Origin of the sequence: Streptomyces xanthophaeus (genome assembly GCF_030440515.1) — a bacterium.
GTDB lineage: Bacteria > Actinomycetota > Actinomycetes > Streptomycetales > Streptomycetaceae > Streptomyces > Streptomyces kutzneri.
Genome location: NZ_CP076543.1, coordinates 5,572,352 through 5,590,242 on the forward strand (window position 1 = coordinate 5,572,352; position 17,891 = coordinate 5,590,242).

General features: G+C 70.1%; 15 protein-coding genes, 1 tRNA gene and 1 pseudogene. 11 read left to right on the forward strand and 6 right to left on the reverse strand.

Features of this window, described 5'->3' with window-relative positions:
* Positions 1-68 precede the first annotated feature (68 nt).
* Positions 69-2,801, reverse strand: a complete 2,733-nt coding sequence (aceE, locus tag KO717_RS24795; protein WP_301371413.1) for a pyruvate dehydrogenase (acetyl-transferring), homodimeric type — start codon at positions 2,799-2,801, stop codon at positions 69-71.
* Between the two features lie 480 nt (positions 2,802-3,281).
* Between aceE and KO717_RS24800 the strand changes: the two genes are divergently transcribed.
* From KO717_RS24800 to KO717_RS24825, 6 genes are all read left to right on the forward strand, one after another.
* A complete protein-coding gene (locus KO717_RS24800) occupies positions 3,282-3,707 on the forward strand; it encodes a DUF3052 domain-containing protein (protein WP_189736701.1) in 426 nt (141 codons plus the stop codon).
* Positions 3,708-3,868: 161 nt separating this feature from the next.
* Positions 3,869-4,327: a peroxiredoxin gene (locus KO717_RS24805; protein ID WP_301371417.1), complete on the forward strand. Its 459-nt coding sequence runs from the start codon at positions 3,869-3,871 to the stop codon at positions 4,325-4,327.
* 165 nt (positions 4,328-4,492) lie between these two features.
* A complete protein-coding gene (locus KO717_RS24810; RefSeq protein ID WP_030715382.1) occupies positions 4,493-5,068 on the forward strand; it encodes a TerD family protein in 576 nt (191 codons plus the stop codon).
* Positions 5,069-5,252: 184 nt separating this feature from the next.
* A complete protein-coding gene (locus KO717_RS24815; protein WP_030715379.1) occupies positions 5,253-5,828 on the forward strand; it encodes a TerD family protein in 576 nt (191 codons plus the stop codon).
* A 25-nt stretch (positions 5,829-5,853) separates the two neighbouring features.
* Entirely contained in the window at positions 5,854-6,969 is a 1,116-nt protein-coding gene (locus tag KO717_RS24820; protein WP_301371419.1) for a DUF475 domain-containing protein, read from the forward strand.
* 122 nt (positions 6,970-7,091) lie between these two features.
* Positions 7,092-7,832 carry a TerD family protein gene (locus tag KO717_RS24825; RefSeq protein WP_301371421.1) on the forward strand — a complete coding sequence of 247 codons (741 nt, stop codon included), beginning with the start codon at positions 7,092-7,094 and terminating at the stop codon, positions 7,830-7,832.
* 125 nt (positions 7,833-7,957) lie between these two features.
* On the opposite strand, the gene KO717_RS24830 is transcribed toward KO717_RS24825, so the two are convergent.
* A complete protein-coding gene (locus tag KO717_RS24830; protein WP_301371423.1) occupies positions 7,958-8,722 on the reverse strand; it encodes a TerD family protein in 765 nt (254 codons plus the stop codon).
* 194 nt (positions 8,723-8,916) lie between these two features.
* Here KO717_RS24830 and KO717_RS24835 point away from each other — a divergent pair, with 194 nt between their 5' ends.
* The 4 genes from KO717_RS24835 to KO717_RS24850 all read left to right on the forward strand — a co-directional run bounded on the left by KO717_RS24835 (position 8,917) and on the right by KO717_RS24850 (position 14,100).
* Positions 8,917-10,083, forward strand: a complete 1,167-nt coding sequence (locus KO717_RS24835) for an HpcH/HpaI aldolase/citrate lyase family protein (RefSeq protein ID WP_301371425.1) — start codon at positions 8,917-8,919, stop codon at positions 10,081-10,083.
* A gap of 65 nt (positions 10,084-10,148) precedes the next feature.
* Complete coding sequence (locus KO717_RS24840) at positions 10,149-12,617, forward strand: phosphoribosyltransferase (RefSeq protein ID WP_301374725.1); 2,469 nt, start codon at positions 10,149-10,151, stop codon at positions 12,615-12,617.
* A complete protein-coding gene (locus tag KO717_RS24845; protein ID WP_301371427.1) occupies positions 12,614-13,444 on the forward strand; it encodes an HAD family hydrolase in 831 nt (276 codons plus the stop codon). Before KO717_RS24840 ends, KO717_RS24845 begins: the two co-directional genes overlap by 4 nt.
* Positions 13,441-14,100 carry an O-methyltransferase gene (locus tag KO717_RS24850; protein ID WP_301371429.1) on the forward strand — a complete coding sequence of 220 codons (660 nt, stop codon included), beginning with the start codon at positions 13,441-13,443 and terminating at the stop codon, positions 14,098-14,100. The genes KO717_RS24845 and KO717_RS24850 overlap by 4 nt, the downstream gene beginning before the upstream one ends.
* 106 nt (positions 14,101-14,206) lie before the next feature.
* Here the strand turns inward: KO717_RS24850 and KO717_RS24855 are convergent, their stop codons facing one another.
* From KO717_RS24855 to KO717_RS24865, 3 genes are all read right to left on the reverse strand, one after another.
* Positions 14,207-14,419: an FmdB family zinc ribbon protein gene (locus KO717_RS24855; protein WP_094744670.1), complete on the reverse strand. Its 213-nt coding sequence runs from the start codon at positions 14,417-14,419 to the stop codon at positions 14,207-14,209.
* A gap of 69 nt (positions 14,420-14,488) precedes the next feature.
* The gene (locus KO717_RS24860) at positions 14,489-15,055 is read right to left on the reverse strand and encodes a DUF4383 domain-containing protein (RefSeq protein WP_301374726.1); all 567 of its coding nucleotides are present in this window, start codon (positions 15,053-15,055) and stop codon (positions 14,489-14,491) included.
* Between the two features lie 310 nt (positions 15,056-15,365).
* A complete protein-coding gene (locus tag KO717_RS24865; RefSeq protein ID WP_301371430.1) occupies positions 15,366-16,610 on the reverse strand; it encodes a hypothetical protein in 1,245 nt (414 codons plus the stop codon).
* A 105-nt stretch (positions 16,611-16,715) separates the two neighbouring features.
* Here KO717_RS24865 and KO717_RS24870 point away from each other — a divergent pair.
* Positions 16,716-16,790, forward strand: a tRNA-Val gene (locus tag KO717_RS24870).
* A 68-nt stretch (positions 16,791-16,858) separates the two neighbouring features.
* Here the strand turns inward: KO717_RS24870 and KO717_RS24875 are convergent.
* Positions 16,859-17,773, reverse strand: a pseudogene (locus KO717_RS24875) (tyrosine-type recombinase/integrase); the annotation flags it as partial.
* Positions 17,774-17,891 lie beyond the last annotated feature (118 nt).

Here is a 17,891-nt window from a genome sequence, read left to right on the forward strand (position 1 = left end):
AAAGGGGAGCGGGCCCCGGCCGAAGCCGGGACCCGCCCGCCGCTGTGATCCGTCCCGCCGCGCAGCGCCTACGCGTCGCCGCCCGCAGCGCCCGGGTCCGCCGCCGTCACGTCCAGCAGCTGGTACCGGTCGATCGCCTGCTTCAGCACCGAGCGGTCGATCTTCCCCGCCCGGGCGAGCTCGGTGAGCGTCGCCAGGACCACCGACTGGGCGTCGATGTGGAAGAAGCGCCGCGCGGCACCACGGGTGTCCGCGAAGCCGAAGCCGTCCGCGCCCAGCGAGGTGTACGCACCCGGCACCCACCGCGAGATCTGGTCCGGAACCGCCCGCATCCAGTCCGAGACCGCCACGAACGGCCCCTCCGCACCCGACAGCTTCCGCGTCACGTACGGGACGCGCTGCTCCTCCTCCGGGTGGAGCAGGTTGTGCTGCTCCACCTCGACCGCCTCGCGGCGCAGCTCGTTCCAGGAGGTCGCCGACCAGACGTCCGCCCGGACGCCCCAGTCGGCCGCCAGGATCCGCTGCGCCTCCAGCGCCCACGGCACCGCCACGCCCGAGGCCATCAGCTGCGCCCCGATCGTGCCCGCGGTGCCCTGCGACACCCGGTGGATGCCCTTGAGGATGCCGTCCACGTCGACGTCCGCCGGCTCGGCCGGGTGCTGGATCGGCTCGTTGTAGACGGTCAGGTAGTAGAAGACGTCCTCCGCCTCCGGGCCGTACATCCGCCGCAGACCGTCCTTGACGATGTGCGCGATCTCGTAGCCGTAGGCCGGGTCGTACGCCACGCAGCCCGGGTTCGTCGAGGCCAGCAGCTGGGAGTGACCGTCGGCGTGCTGGAGGCCCTCACCCGTGAGGGTGGTCCGTCCCGCGGTCGCGCCGAGGACGAAACCGCGCGCCAGCTGGTCGGCCATCTGCCAGAACTGGTCACCCGTGCGCTGGAAACCGAACATCGAGTAGAAGACGTAGACCGGGATCAGCGGCTCGCCGTGCGTCGCGTACGCCGAACCCGCGGCGATCAGCGAGGCCGTGCAGCCCGCCTCCGAGATGCCGTCGTGCAGCATCTGGCCGGTCGGGGACTCCTTGTACGCGAGCAGCAGGTCGCGGTCGACCGCCTCGTACTGCTGGCCCAGCGGGTTGTAGATCTTGGCGCTCGGGAAGAAGGCGTCCATACCGAAGGTCCGGTACTCGTCGGGCGCGATCAGCACGAAGCGCTTGCCGATCTCCTTGTCCCGCATCAGGTCCTTCAGGATGCGGACGAAGGCCATGGTCGTGGCGATCGACTGCTGCCCGGACCCCTTCTTGGCGGCCGCGTACGCCGCGTCGTCCGGCAGCTGCAGCGGCTTCGCGCGCACCACGCGGGTCGGCACGTACCCGCCCAGCGCGCTGCGCTGGTCGTGCATGTACTGGATCTCGGGGGACTTCGGGCCCGGGTGGTAGTACGGCGGTGCCCCGCCCTCCAGCTGCGCGTCCGTGATCGGGATGTGCAGACGGTCGCGGAAGCGCTTGAGGTCGTCGACCGTCAGCTTCTTCATCTGGTGCGTCGCGTTGCGGCCCTCGAAGTTCGGGCCGAGCGTCCAGCCCTTGACCGTCTGGGCCAGGATCACCGTCGGCTGGCCCTTGTGTGCCTTGGCCGCCGCGTAGGCCGCGTAGACCTTCTTGTGGTCGTGACCGCCGCGGCCCAGGTGCTGGATCTGCTGGTCGGACATGTTCTCGACCATCGCGCGCAGCCGCTGGTCGCCGCCGAAGAAGTGCTCACGGATGTACGCGCCCGACTCGGTGGCGTACGTCTGGAACTGTCCGTCGGGCGTGGAGTTCATCTTGTTGACGAGGATGCCGTCGCGGTCCTGGGCCAGCAGCGGGTCCCAGGAGCGGTCCCAGATCAGCTTGATGACGTTCCAGCCGGCGCCGCGGAAGATCGACTCCAACTCCTGGATGATCTTGCCGTTGCCGCGCACCGGGCCGTCGAGACGCTGCAGGTTGCAGTTGACGACGAAGGTCAGGTTGTCCAGACCCTCGCGGGCCGCGATCGACAGCTGGCCCAGCGACTCCGGCTCGTCCATCTCGCCGTCGCCGAGATACGCCCAGACGTGGGACTTGGAGGTGTCGGCGATACCGCGCGCCTCCATGTACCGGTTCATCCGCGCCTGGTAGATCGCCCCGAGCGGACCGAGGCCCATCGAGACGGTCGGGAACTCCCAGAAGTCCGGCATCAGCCGCGGGTGCGGGTAGCTCGAAAGGCCGTACGGCGCCTTCGACTTCTCCTGGCGGAAGGAGTCGAGCTGCTGCTCGGTGAGCCGGTCCAGGAGGTAGGCGCGGGCGTAGATTCCGGGGGAGGCGTGGCCCTGGAAGAAGATCTGGTCGCCGCCGTCGCCCTCGTCCTTGCCCCGGAAGAAGTGGTTGAAGCCCACGTCGTAGAGGGAGGCGGAGGAGGCGAACGTGGCGATGTGGCCGCCGACGCCGATACCGGGACGCTGGGCGCGCGAGACCATGACGGCCGCGTTCCACCGGGTGGCGTTGAGGACCTTGCGCTCGATCTCCTCGTTGCCGGGGAAGAAGGGCTCGTCCCGGGTGGCGATCGTGTTGACGTAGTCCGTGCTGCGCATCTCCGGCACGGCCACGCGCTTCTCGCGGGCCCGCTCGATCAGCCGCAGCATGAGGTAGCGGGCCCGTTCACGGCCCCGCTCGTCGACCGCGGCGTCGAGGGAGTCGAGCCACTCCTGCGTCTCCTCCGGATCGAAGTCCGGGACCTGACTCGGCAGGCCGCCAATGATGATCGGATTGCGATCGGATGCGGAAGCCACGCTGTTCCTTCGCTGTCGGGGGAGTCGTGCTGAAGCTGTAACTGGGGGGCGCCGCCTCCCATGCTCTTACGCTGGGCCGAAATCTTCATCTTTACCACCGGGTAATCCCTGGAAACCGCAGGGAACCCGGTGGAACCCGGGAGGGAAGGATCGGCGGGGATCCGTCGCGAGTCCGGCCAAACCGCAACCTTACGCCCAAGACGGGCACCGGCTTCGTAAGACCGTTCGTCCCTCAAACAGGTAGGAAAGTCCTCAAGCGTCGACGATGATGCCGAATGAGCTGGAATGGTGTGGGATGAATCACGAGAGGTGCACACGGGAAGCCTGAAAGTTGCGGCGAGACGGCCGCAATCGTCACCGTTTCGACGGTCTCGGCGGCCGGGTACTTGCGCGATCCGCCGCGCCCGTGTGGACTACGCCCAATGCTGCGCGTACGCGCGCCGCCGAAGACATTCACCGAACATGAGCAGGAGGCACCCCGTGAGCGCGACCGCGGACCACGCGGAGAGCCTGGCCGCCCGGCTGGGTTTCCAGTCCGAACAGGTGGTCCAGGAGATCGGCTACGACGAAGACGTCGATCAGGAATTCCGTGACGCTGTCGAGAAGCTCGTCAGCGAGCTCGCCGACGAGGACTACGACGACGTCGCCGACGCGGTGCTGTTGTGGTTCCGCGACGAGGACGGCGACCTGACGGACGCCCTGGTCGACGCGACCGAGCTGGTCGAGGACGGCGCACTGATCCTGCTGCTGACCCCCAAGACGGGCCGTGACGGCTACGTCGAGGCCAGTGACATCAGCGAGGCCGCCGAGACGGCCGGCCTCTCCCTGGCCAAGGGCCTGCCCGTCGGCAAGGAGTGGACGTCCACCAAGCTGGTGACGCCGAAGGCGGCCAAGGCCAAGCGCTGAGCCGCAACCGCAGCCGAGCGGACACGCAACCGCACCCCGCCGACCAGGTGACCCCGGTCTGCGGGGTGTGTGCGTTCCATGACCTGCCCACGTCCAGGGCCTAGTCTGTGACTCACCCGAACAGCCCAACGCGGGGATGCGGGAACGAAGGGATGCGAGAGATGGCGATCGAGGTCGGCGACAAGGCCCCGGACTTCGAGCTCAAGGACAACCACGGCGCCACCGTGCGGCTCTCCGACTTCCGGGGCGAGAAGGCAGTGGTGCTGCTCTTCTACCCGTTCGCCTTCACCGGAGTCTGCACCGGCGAGCTGTGCGAGCTGCGCGACCAGCTCCCGCGCTTCCAGAACGACGACGTGCAGCTCCTGGCCGTCTCCAACGACTCCGTGCCCACCCTGCGGGTCTTCGGGGAGCAGGAGGGCCTGGAGTACCCGCTGCTGTCGGACTTCTGGCCGCACGGGGAGACCTCGCGCGCCTACGGCGTCTTCGACGAGGACAAGGGATGCGCGGTCCGCGGCACCTTCATCATCGACAAGGAGGGCGTCGTGCGCTGGACTGTCGTCAACGGACTGCCCGACGCGCGTGACCTGAACGAGTACATCAAGGCACTCGACAGCATCTGAGCGCGCCCGAGCGGGCCGTACGCGCATTTTCCCTGCGAAAACTGCTTACAGGCGGGAACCCGTCACTAGGATCGAAACGTTGATCCGGTAGCTCCCCCGGTCACGGCCGGGAGGGCCCCTGCACGACGGGGCACCGCCCCACACACAGAACCCAATGGAGGACCCGTGGGAGTCAGCCTCAGCAAGGGCGGCAACGTCTCGCTGACCAAGGCCGCGCCTAACCTGACGGCGGTCATCGTCGGTCTGGGCTGGGATGCTCGCACCACCACCGGTGTCGACTTCGACCTCGACGCCAGCGCGATCCTGACCAGCGACCAGGGCAAGGTCACCAGCGACGCGAACTTCGTCTTCTTCAACAACCTGAAGAGCCCCGACGGCTCGGTGGAGCACACCGGCGACAACACCACCGGTGAGGGCGAGGGCGACGACGAGGCGATCAAGGTCAACCTGGCCGGCGTTCCGGCCGACGTCGCCAAGATCGTCTTCCCGGTCTCGATCTACGAGGCCGAGAGCCGCCAGCAGAGCTTCGGCCAGGTCCGCAACGCGTACATCCGCGTGGTGAACCAGGCCGACAACAGCGAGCTCGCCCGCTACGACCTCTCCGAGGACGCCTCGACCGAGACCGCCATGGTCTTCGGCGAGCTGTACCGCAACGGTGCGGAGTGGAAGTTCCGCGCCATCGGCCAGGGTTACGCATCGGGCCTGCGCGGCATCGCGCAGGACTTCGGCGTCAACGTCTGAGCCTGAGAGCAGTCCGTCCGTCCGGCGCCGTGCACTGTGTGTACGGCGCCGGACCGGCTTTACCCGCGGACACCACAGCGGGCGGCCCACCGCACCACACCGCACCACCGCACCACACCCGCCACACCGCACCACACCGGCACATCGCCGTACTGCCACACCGTCGTCCGGGGAGGACCACAACATGGGCGTCACACTCGCCAAGGGGGGCAATGTCTCCCTCTCCAAGGCCGCACCGAACCTCACCAGGGTTCTGATCGGTCTCGGATGGGACGCGCGCTCGACCACGGGAGCCGACTTCGACCTCGACGCCAGCGCGCTGCTCTGCAACAGCGGCCGGGTGCTGGGGGACGAGTACTTCGTCTTCTACAACAACCTGAAGAGCCCCGACGGCTCCGTCGAACACACAGGGGACAACCTCACCGGCGAGGGTGAAGGCGACGACGAGTCGATCATCATCGACCTCACCAAGGTGCCGGCGGCCGTGGACAAGATCGTCTTCCCGGTCTCGATCCACGACGCGGACTCCCGCCGGCAGAGCTTCGGCCAGGTCAGCAACGCCTTCATCCGTGTGGTGAACCAGGCCGACGGCCAGGAACTGGCCCGCTACGACCTGTCCGAGGACGCGTCCAGCGAAACCGCGATGATCTTCGGCGAGGTCTACCGGTACGGGGGTGAATGGAAGTTCCGTGCGGTGGGGCAGGGGTACGCGTCGGGGCTCCGAGGCATCGCTCTAGACTTCGGGGTCAACGTTTCGTAAAGCCGTACAAGACGATGGGGTGCCAGTGGTTCTCAAAACCTTCGGCTGGTCGTTCGCAATCACTGCGCTCGGTCTGGTCGCAGCGGTGTTCTACGGGGGGTGGCAGGCCTTCGGTATCGTCGCGATCCTGTCGGTCCTCGAGATCTCGCTGTCTTTCGACAACGCGGTGGTCAACGCCGGAATCCTGAAGAAGATGAATGCCTTCTGGCAGAAGATCTTCCTCACCGTCGGCGTCCTGATCGCGGTCTTCGGTATGCGACTGGTCTTCCCCGTTGTGATCGTCGCGATCAGCGCCAAGATCGGGCCCATCGAGGCGGTCGACCTGGCCCTCTCCGACAAGGACATGTACGAGCAGCTGGTGACGGACGCCCACCCGTCCATCGCCGCCTTCGGTGGCATGTTCCTGCTGATGATCTTCCTCGACTTCATCTTCGAGGACCGTGACATCAAGTGGCTCGCCTGGCTGGAGCGTCCGCTCGCGAAGCTCGGCAAGATCGACATGCTCTCCGCCTGCATCGCGCTGATCGTCCTGGTCATCGCCTCGATGACCGTGGGGGCCAACGCCCACCAGCACGGCGGCGTCCACGTGGACAAGGCGCAGACCGTCCTGATCTCCGGTGTCCTCGGCCTGATCACCTACATGATCGTCGGCGGCCTCTCCGGCTACTTCGAGAACAAGCTGGAGGAAGAGGAGGAAGCCGAGCACGAGGCCGAGGAAGAGGCCAAGAAGAGCGGCAAGCCCGTCTCGGCCGTCGCCATGGCCGGCAAGGCCGCCTTCTTCATGTTCCTCTACCTCGAAGTCCTCGACGCCTCCTTCTCCTTCGACGGGGTCATCGGCGCCTTCGCCATCACCAACGACATCGTGCTCATGGCGCTGGGCCTCGGCATCGGTGCCATGTACGTCCGTTCGCTGACGGTCTACCTGGTCCGCCAGGGCACCCTCGACGACTACGTCTACCTGGAGCACGGCGCGCACTACGCCATCGGCGCGCTCGCCGCGATCCTGCTCGTCACCATCCAGTACGAGATCAACGAGATCATCACCGGTCTCGTCGGCGTGCTGCTCATCGGATGGTCCTTCTGGTCCTCGGTGCGCCGCAACAAGCGCATGGAACTGGAGGGTTCCACCGCCGAGGCATGACCGCGGCGGTAATGCGGAACGCTCCATTGCGGGGCGGTCCACCGGGTCCGAGGACCTGGCGGGCCGCCCCGCTTCCGTAGGCTCAGCACGACCAGGGGATCAGGGGACCAGGGGGGTAGGGGATGGGCTTCTTCGACGGCATCATGGGCAGCCGGGCCGTGCAGTTCCAGTCGGGCAGTGCCTCGTCGAACGCGATCGAGCTGAACAAGCGACATGCGACGGTGTCGCTGACCAAACAGGGGGCCGTCCACGGCAACCTGCGCGTGAATCTGTCCTGGCGCATGCGCACCTCGGACATCGGAGGCCGCTCGGGCCAGAGCGGCCAGCTCTTCCGGCACCCGTTCAAGCTGTTCAAGCCGGACATGGTGCAGGCGCACACCCAGGGCATGGTCAATGTCGACCTCGACATGGGCTGTCTGTACGAGCTGACGGACGGCACCCGCGGCGCCGTGCAGCCGCTGGGGAACCTGCTGGGCGACCTCAACGACCCGCCGTACGTCAAGCTCAGCGGGGACGACCGGTTCGGCTCGGCGTCGGGGGAGACCCTCTACGTCAACCTCGACCACGCCGACGAGATCAAGCGGCTGCTGGTCTTCGTCTACATCTACGACCAGACCCCGGCCTTCGACCGGACGCACGCGATGGTGACCCTCTACCCCGTCACGGGGCCGCGCATCGAGATCCCGCTGGACGAGCGGCACCCGCAGGCCCGCTCCTGCGCGGTCGTCTCCCTGGAGAAGGTCAAGGGCGAGCTCGTGGTCCGGCGCGAGGTGAAGTTCGTCTACGGGTTCCAGGCCGAGCTGGACCGGCTGTACGGCTGGGGGCTCCAGTGGGGGCGGGGCTACAAGAGCACCAAGAGCTGACCGGGGCCCCGGGACGGGTGATCGTCCTCGGGGCCCTCGGTGTGAGCCGGGCCGGCGTCGGTGTCGGTGTCGGTGTCGACGTCGGTGTCGGCGGAGTCGGCCGGCCGGTCGGTCGGCCGGCTGCGTCAGCGGCGGATGAACTGCGGGCCCTGCACCGGCAGCCGGAAGGACGGATCGCCGCCCGGCCCCGGTACCGGGGCCGGGGACACCGGCTGCGGGTACCCGTAGGCGGGCTGGACGGGCGGCGGGGCCTGGGTGGGCGGGGCCATCATCGCCGTCTGCTCGGACGCGGGCCCGGAGTCGGGACCGGCGCCGGCCGCGGGGGCCGCCTCGGCCTCGGCGGCGTTCTCGTCGACCGAGATCCCGTGGTCGGTCGCGAGCCCCACCAGTCCGTCGGAGTAGCCCTCGCCGAGCGCCCGGAACTTCCACCCCTCGCCCCGCCGGTACAGCTCCCCGCAGATCAGCGCCGTCTCGGCGCCGGTCTCGGGCCGTACGTCGAAGTAGGCCAGCGGTTCGGAGCCGCCGGTCGCGGTGGCGTCGTAGAGGAGGATCCGCAGGTCGTGGACCCGCTGGAACGGGACGTCCTCGGCGGAGGCGACCACCAGGATCCGGTCCACCGTCGGCGTCACCGTGCGCAGGTCCGCCTGGACGGCGTCGGTGATCGCATCACCGATCTGCTTCTTGCCGAGCCGCCAGACGGCCCCCGAGGGGTGCCGGGGCTGGTTGTAGAAGACGAAGTCCTCGTCCGAACGCACCCGGCCGTCCGGGCCGACGAGCAGTGCCGAGGCGTCCACGTCCGGCACCTCGGGGCCGCCGGTCCAGCGCAGCACCGCCCGGACCGCCACGGCGGCCACCGGGATGTTCGAGCCCTTCTGCATCGCGTGCGTCATGCACGTCATCCTGCCCTCCCGGGGTGGACAGGGACAATGCGGCCCCCCGTAGGGCCTTGTCTCGAACGCGAGACCTGGGCATGGTGCAAGAGGGTTACCTGAACTTCATGTGCTTGAGGAACTCTTGACTCACGTTCGTACGTACTATTACCGGCCATGCCAGTTGGGCCGCCGAGGCAGTACGGGGGAAGCACATGCGTCACTTTGGGCACATATCGCCCACCGTCCGTAAGGACCTCTTCCACCAGGAACCGGCGGAATTCACCGGAGCCTCGCCCGCCCGCGTCCTCGCGGCGGCGCTGGGAGCCACCCTCTACAGCCCGGCCACCCGGCCCACGCTCGCGGCCGACATCCGCAAGCAGGCCGGCCGCGGGGTCGTCTCGATGGTCCTCTGCCTGGAGGATTCCATCAGCGACGGCGATGTCACCGGAGCCGAGGAGAACCTCGTCCGGCACTTCTCCGAGCTCGACGCCGACGGCGCGGAGCTCCCGCTGCTCTTCATCCGCGTCCGCACGCCCGAGCAGATACCCGACCTGGTGCGCCGGCTCGGCGGCTCCGTGCGGCGACTGGCCGGATTCGTACTCCCGAAGTTCGACGAGAACCGCGGGATCGCCTTCCTCGAAGCCGTCGCCGAGGCAGAGGCCGTCAGCGGACTGTCCCGCCTGTATGCCATGCCGGTCCTGGAGACCCCGGACCTCCTCCACCTCGAAACCCGCGCCCTGGCCCTCGCCGGCATCTCCCGCACGGTCAACAGCCACCGCGAGCGCGTCCTGGCGCTGCGGCTCGGCGTGACCGACTTCTGCTCGGCCTACGGCCTGCGCCGCACGCCCGACATGACCGCCTACGACGTCCAGATCGTGGCGGGCGTCATCGCGGACGTCGTCAACGTCCTCAGCAGGGCCGACGGCACCGGCTTCACGGTGACCGGGCCCGTCTGGGAGTACTTCCGCAGCCAGCAGCGCCTCTTCAAGCCCCAGCTGCGCCGCAGCCCCTTCCTGGAGGAGGGCGTGGAGGAACTGCGCACCGCCCTGATCGAGCACGACCTGGACGGACTGCTGCGCGAGATCGAGCTGGACCGGGCCAACGGGCTGCTCGGCAAGACCTGCATCCACCCCGCCCACATCACGCCCGTGCACGCGCTGTCGGTGGTCTCGCACGAGGAGTTCTGCGACGCCCAGGACATCCTGCGGCCCGAGCGCGGCGGCGGCGGCGTGATGCGCAGCGCCTACACGAACAAGATGAACGAGGTGAAGCCCCACCGGGCCTGGGCCGAGCGCACCATGCTGCGCGCCGAGGTCTTCGGTGTGGCGAAGGAGGAGGTCGGCTTCGTCGACCTGCTCACGGCCGGGCTCCAGGTGTGAGCAGGCCCTTGGAAAGGGACGCGCAGCCGTCGGCGGACGCGCGGACGACGAGGAAAGGCAAGACGATCGAAGCAGTGTGGTCGGGTACCTGGGTCGCGGAGCGGCTGGGCGTCAGCCTGGAGGACTCCGAAGGCGGTCCGCGGCTGACGGAGCTGCTCGGACTGGCCCTGCGCCGCAACCCCAAGCGGGCGCACCTGCTGGTCTCGCAGGTGCTGGGCAAGCACGTCCCGCAGTCCCCGCGGACGGTGTACGCCGCCGGGTACGGGCTCGGCGAACGCGTCCGGGCCCTGCTCGGCGAGGACGGGGCCGCCGCGGCCGTGGTCCTCGGCTACGCCGAGACCGCCACCGGGCTCGGCCACTGCGTGGCCGACGGCCTGGGCAGCGCCCCCTACCTGCACTCCACCCGCCGGCCCGTACCGGGCGTGGAGCCCGCGGGCGGCTTCGAGGAGGCGCACTCGCACGCCACCTCGCACCTGCTGCTGCCCGAGGACCCGGAGCTGCTCGCGGGCAGCGGCCCGCTCGTCCTCGTCGACGACGAGTTCTCCACCGGCAACACGGTCCTGAACACCATCCGCGACCTGCACTCCCGCCATCCCCGCTCGCACTACGTGGTCGTCGCCCTCGTCGACATGCGCTCGCCGGCCGACCGCGACCGGCTCACCGCCTTCGCCGCCGAGCTGGGCGCGCGCGTGGACCTGATCGCCCTCGCCTCGGGCACGGTCTCCCTCCCGGACGACGTCCTCACCAAGGGCCGGGCCCTGGTCGAGGAACACGAGGCAGCCGGGCAAAATCAGCCCCTCCGGCGTTCGAGGAGCGGGGTCCGGGGCGGAGCCCCGGCGGACGGCCCGCAGCCGGTCACGCGCGTCGAGCTGAACTGGCCCTCCGGGGTCCCCGACGGCGGCCGCCACGGCTTCACCCCCGCCCACCGCGCCCGCCTGGAGGCGGCCCTCCCGGAACTCGCCGACCGGCTCGGCTCCGCGCTCGGCACCGAACCCGGCCGGATCCTCGTCCTCGGCAACGAGGAGCTGATGTACGCGCCGCTGCGCCTCGCCACGGCCCTGGAGGACGCGGGGGCGGCCCGCGAGGTCCGCTTCTCGACCACCACGCGCTCGCCCGTGCTCGCCGTCAACGACCCCGGATACGCCATCCGCACCCGGCTGGTCTTCCCGGCCCACGACGCCCCGGCCGACGGCCCCGGCGACCGCTACGCCTACAACGTCGCGGGCGCCGGCTTCGACGCCGTCGTCGCCGTCGTCGACTCGGCCGGTGACACCCCCGAACTCCACGCCGGGCTGCTCGCGGCCCTCGCCCCGCACACCGGCCACGTCGTCCTGGCCGTCGTCCCCTCGTACGTACCCGGTATACCGGGCACACCCCACCGGCAGGAGCCGATCATGCCCGAGCCCCTGCGCGGCCCCGCCTTCTCCTCGTACGCCGCCGAGGACGTCGGCTGGCTGCTCCAGGACTTCTCCTCCGTCGAGCTGGAGGCGCCGACGGAGGAGCGCGAAGAGGCGATACAGGCGGGCGGCGCGCACTACGCCGAATCCCTGCCCGTCGAGTACCAGCCGTCCCCCCAGTACCAGGAGCTGTACGGGAGCGCGCTCGCCGCCTCCGCCGCCCGCGTGGCCCGGGCCGTCGGCACGGTCACCGAGACCGTCCTCGCCGAGCGCTCCCCGTCCCCGGTCCTGGTCTCCCTGGCCCGCGCCGGCACCCCCGTAGGCGTACTGATGCGCCGCTGGGCCCGCGCCCGCCACGGCCTGGACCTGCCGCACTACGCCGTCTCCATCGTGCGCGGCCGCGGCATCGACGCCAACGCCCTGCGCTGGCTGGCCGCCCACCACGACCCGGCCGACGTCGTCTTCGTCGACGGCTGGACCGGCAAGGGCGCCATCACCCGCGAGCTGCGCGACGCCCTCGCCGCGTTCGACGGCTTCAACCCGGAGATCGTCGTCCTCGCCGACCCCGGCTCCTGCGTGGACACGTACGGCACCCGGGAAGACTTCCTGATCCCCTCCGCCTGTCTCAACTCCACCGTCTCCGGTCTCATCTCGCGTACGGTTCTGAGGTCCGACCTCGTCGGCCCCGACGACTTCCACGGCGCGAAGTTCTACCGCGAGCTCGCCGGAGCCGACGTCTCCGTCGCATTCGTCGACACCGTCGCCGCCCACTTCGACGAGGTGGCCGACGCCGTCGACGAGGAGGTCAAGGAGCTCCTCGCGGCCGACCGCACACCCACCTGGGAGGGCTGGGCGGCGGTCGAGCGGATCAGCGAGGAGTACGGCATCCACGACGTGAACCTCGTCAAGCCCGGCGTCGGCGAGACCACCCGCGTCCTGCTGCGCCGGGTGCCCTGGAAGATCCTGGCGCAGCGCGGCGCCGGGGCCGACCTGGACCACGTACGGCTGCTCGCCGAGCAGCGCGGCGTCCCGGTGGAAGAGGTCGACGGGCTGCCCTACACGTGCGTAGGACTCATCCACCCCCGATTCACGCGCGGCGCCACCGGCGCCGACGGAAAGGCTGTGGCCTCGAAGTGACTGTCCTCGTAGCCAGTGATCTCGACCGTACGCTCATCTACTCGACGGCCGCCCTCGGCCTGACCATGCCCGACCCGGTGGCCCCGCGGCTGCTGTGCGTCGAGGTCCACGAGAGCAAGCCGCTGTCCTACATGACGGAGACGGCGGCGGGACTGCTGGCGGAGCTGACGGCCGACCCCTCGGTGGTCTTCGTCCCCACCACCACCCGGACCCGCAAGCAGTACCAGCGCATCCGCTTCCCCGGCCGCCCGGCCCCGTACGCCATCTGCGCCAACGGCGGGCAGCTGCTCGTCGACGGCGTCCCGGACCGGGACTGGCGGCGGCAGGTCGCGGCGCGCCTGGCCGAGGAGTGCGCCCCCCTGGAGGAGGTGCACCAGCACCTGCTGGCCACGGCCGACCCGGCGTGGCTGCGCAAGACCCGCCTGGCGGAGGACCTCTTCGCGTACCTCGTCGTCGAGCGGGCCCTGGTCCCGGACGAATGGCTCAAGTCCCTGACCCGGTGGGCCGAGGACCGCGGCTGGACGGTCTCCCTCCAGGGCCGGAAGATCTACGCGGTCCCGCGCCCGCTCACCAAGAGCGCGGCGATGCGCGAGGTCGCCCGGCGTACGGGAGCCTCCACCACCCTCGCGGCCGGCGACTCGCTGCTGGACGCGGACCTGCTGCTGGCCGCGGACGCGGCCTGGCGCCCGGGACACGGCGAACTGGCCGACGCGGCGTGGACGGCGCCGACGGTGACCGCGCTGGCCACCGCGGGTGTCCTGGCGGGCGAGGAAATCGTGCGCGCATTCGCCCAGGAGGCGGCCCGACTGGGCAGACTGGACGCATGACCAAGGGCAACAGCACCAAGATCACGGACGAGCTCTACCGGTACATGCTCGACCACAACCCCCCGCTGGACCAGGTCCAGCGGGGGCTGGTGGCGACGACGTACACCAAATTCCCGGACGTGGCCGGGATGCAGTCGGCGGAGGAGCAGGGGCCGCTGCTGGCCTTCCTGGTGAGGCTGACAGGCGCCCGCCACATCGTGGAGGTCGGCACCTTCACCGGCTTCTCGGCCCTGTCGATGGCCCAGGCACTGCCCGCCGACGGCCGCCTCATCGCCTGCGACGTCTCCGAGGAATGGACGCAGTACGGCCGGCAGGCCTGGGAGGAGGCGGGCGTCGCGGACCGCATCGAGCTGCGCATCGCACCGGCGCTGGAGACCCTGCGCGCGATGCCGGCCGAACCGCACATCGACATGGCCTACGTGGACGCGGACAAGCAGAGCCAGATCTCCTACTGGGAGGAGCTCGTGCCGCGACTGCGTCCCGGCGGCCTGATCGTCACCGACAACACGCTGTTCCACGGCACGGTCCTCGACCGGTCGGCCACGGGCGCGGCGGCCGGCGTCCGCGCCTTCAACGACCACGTGTCGGCGGACCCGCGCATGGAATCCGTCCTGCTCGCGATCTCGGACGGCCTGACCCTCTCGCGCAAGCGCTGAGGCTCCGCCCGGGGACCCCGGGACCCGGGGAACCGGGGAACTCGGGGGATCCGGGGACCCCGGGATCCGGGGACCCCGGGATCCGGGGAACTCGGGGGATCCGGGGTCAGCCGCAGCCGCCGCCACCGCAGCAGCCGCCCCCGCCGCCCATCGCGGGCGCGGGAGCGCTGCTCGTGCCGCCCACGGCCACGGCGGACAGCAGCTTCACGGTGTCGGAGTGCCCCGCCGGGCAGTCGGCGGGCGCGGAGGACTCGGCCATGGGCCGGCTGACCTCAAAGGTGTCGTCGCAGGTCCGGCAGCGGTAATCGTATCGAGGCATGCGCACAGGCTAAGCGTGCCCGCCGCCCGGGCGCTACGTACGGCGCGGCCAACGCCACGTACGGCGCGGCTACGGGCAGCGTCCGTGCATGACGGGGGTGACGGGGGCCCGCCCCTGAACGCGCCGCACCCGGTCCTCCCGGGCCGCCTGCTCGGGGTGGCGGGCCCGCCAGTACGGATTGTCGTGCGGCAGGGCGCTGCCCACCCGCCCGTACATCCCGAACCACATCAGCATCACGCCGACCACGAAACTGAACAGCACGTTCTGGATCTTGAAGGCCAGGAAGTTCAGCTCCGTGTCCAGCAGCGCGAGATTCACGAACCCGCTCGCGATGAAGAGGACGCCCAGCACGATGTTCAAGGTCGAGGCGAAGGTGCCGCCCACCACCATCCCGTAGATCAGCAGCGCACCGATGCAGATCGACAGGACACTCAGCGCCCCGTTGGTGTTCAGGGCGAGCACCGTGTCCCCGCCGGTGTCGAAGAACCCGATCTGATTGACCAGTCCCAGGATTCCGAACACCACCAGCAGCAGACCCATCAGCCCTGCCCCGACCCGGTACACCTGGCTGAGCTTGTGGTCGGTGGGCAGATGATCGTCGAGCTGCGCGTTGACGGGGTGCAGCACGCGCGCCATGCGCCGCGAGACGGTGTCGGCGAGGCGCGGTGGGGCGGGCGCGTCGGGATCGGGCTCATGGGCGACGTAGGGCGCGTAGTGCTCGTGCGGTTCCGTGCACCCGTACGCCGCATGAGCCACATAAGGCTCATGGGTCACAGGAGGCTTCTTGACGGTGTGGGCAGCCATGGTGCCCTCCTCTGGTCCGTTCCCGGCACCTCCCAGCATCCGCCGTGGGCCGCCCGGAAACAACCGGGTCCCGGACCGGGCGCCCCAGAGGGTGCCGTGCCGATCAGACCGGGCGCGCGCAGCCCGGCCCGCCCGGCACGGCCTAGGCGTGCCCGCGCTCGGCCCGGATCCCGTTCACCACCCGGTTCACGGAGGCCCGGACGTCCGCCATCTCCAGCAGGAACGCCCAGTAGTCCGGATGCCGCCCCTCCAACGCCGAAAGCGCCCGGGCCACCCGCGCCACCGCATCGTCCAGCGGCCGCGCGTGCTGCGGATCCGGCACGCTGCGCCCCGCCATCGCCAGCCGCTGCGCATCCCGGATCGCGAAACGGGTCCGGTCCACCTCCGCCTGCGGATCCCGCGCCACCGCCTCCAGCCGCGTCAGCCGGTCCTGCGCCGCCGACACCGCCTCGTCCGTCGCGTCCAGCGAGCCGCGGACCGCCTCGATCAGCGCCCCGACATCGGCCCAGCGCTGCTCCTCCCGGGCCCGGCCGGCCTCCCGCAGCTGCTCCTCGGCCCGTGCCACGTCCTGCACCGCCTGCTCCGGCACGTGCTGCAGGTCCTGCCAGCAGGCCGCACTGAACCGCCGCCGCAGCTCACTGAGCACCGGATCCACCCGGTCCGCCCGGTTGCGCAACGCCTGCGCCCGCGTCCGCAGACTTACCAGCCGCCGGTCGATCTCCGCCGCCCGCTCGGGCAGCCGCGCCACCTCGGCCCGTACCGCCTCCGCATCACGCAGGATCCGGTCGGCACGCTGCACCGTCTCCTGCACACCGTGTTGGGCCGCACCCTGGTTCAGCTTGGTCAGCTCCGGGCCGAGCGCCGCCAGCCGCGCCGCGAGGTCATCGGCCCGTATCCCCTTGGCCCGTACGGCGTCCAGCGCGTCACTCGCCCCGATCAGCGCGGCCCTGGCCCGCTCCCGGGCCGGCGCCACCCGCGCGAGCTGCGTCTCGGCCTTGTCCAGCAGCGGCTGCAACCCCTGCGCGAACCGCTCCAGCTCCCCCTGGACCCGCACCAGCTCGTCCCGCGCCCGGGTCAGCTGCTCCCGCGCGCGCGTGGCCACCGAGGCCTCCAACTCCGCCCGGTCCAGGTCGTGCGCGTCGACCGCCTCGATGTAGACGTGGCTGACCTCGTCGATCCGCCGCCCCAGCGCGGCGAACCCCTCGGTCGCCTGCCGCGCGGCGGGCGACCCGTCCGCCGCGGCGATCGTCTCGATCGAGATCCGCAGATCCCGCTGCGCCGTGTCCAGCTCGTAGAACGCGGCCGCGGCGGCATCCTTCGCCGCCTGCGCATCCGCCCGCCGACTCTCGTCCCGCCCGCCGAACCACCGCCGGGATGCCGTCGTCACAATGCCTCTCCCGTACCGCGTCCGCCATGCCCCGGTCCATTCTCTCCCACGGGAACGGGTTTGCGTGGGGGGTGTGCCCGCCATGTAGGCTGTCCACTCATCCACGGGTGCGTAGCTCAGGGGTAGAGCGCTGCTCTTACAAAGCAGATGTCGGCGGTTCGAAACCGTCCGCGCCCACCAGCACAAAGACCCCTCGCCGATCATGGCGGGGGGTCTTTTGCATCCACATCTGCCATCAACGGGAGCGGTCAGGCACGGCCGGGACGCTGCCTCAACAGCCGGTCCGTATGCCCGATGGCCTCGCGTTGGGTCTCCTGCACGACGTGCGCGTACACGTTCACCGTGACGGCGATCTGCGAGTGCCCGAGGATCTCCCTCACGACCCGGGGTGGAACGCCGTGCCGAGCGTCGCGCAGCTGAATGCCCCTCAGCCCGGCGTCCTTGGCCACGCGCGTGAAGGACCGGTAAACGTTCCGCGGCTCGATGGGCGGCCCGGTCCGGATGGTGAAGACGTACCCGGTCTCGTCCCACGCCTCCGCCTGCTTCATCCGCTGCCACCGTAGGGGAGCGACGCAGATCCCCGGCAGGGGGAGAGTCTGTCGGCGCCGCTGCCCCTGGGATCGTCCTCGTAGGCCTCGCCGCCAACGCGCTGACGCTGAGTCCGCACCCGGATCTCGCGCTTGTCCAGGTCCACGTTCTCCCACCGGAAACCGACGATCTCACCCCGACGGAAGCCGAGCGCGATCGCCAGCACGAAGGCGGCGTACAGCGGGTCTCTGCGGCGAGGAAGTCCAAAGTCTCCTGGAGGCTCCAAAGCGAGAGCTCCCGAGCCTCAACCCTCGGCGGCTCGACCAGCATTGCCACGTTCCGAGTCACCAGCTCCTCCCGGACGGCCGCAGCGAGAGCCGTCCGCAGAACCCGATGCGACTCCTTGGCGGTCGCGGCGCTGGTCTTCTTCCGCAGCTGCAGAAGAACCTTCCGAACATCGCCCACACTCAGCGATGCGACCGCTTGGACCCGAGCAGCGGCACGAGGTAAAGCCGGAAGTGCACCTCGAACTTGGCGTGGGTGGTGCACTTGCGATGAGGCTTGACGATGTTGTCGAGCCAGTAGGGCGGCCAATCGGACAGCTTGGCGGACCGCCTGGGCACGGGCACGCCCTGGTAACGGACTTCGCCCCCGTCAACGGGGCTCGGATAGCAGGCTCACTCGAAGACCTGACAGCGTGCATTGCCGCGAACGGCAACCCCCTGGAAGCCACCGGCCGTAGCACGGTAAGAG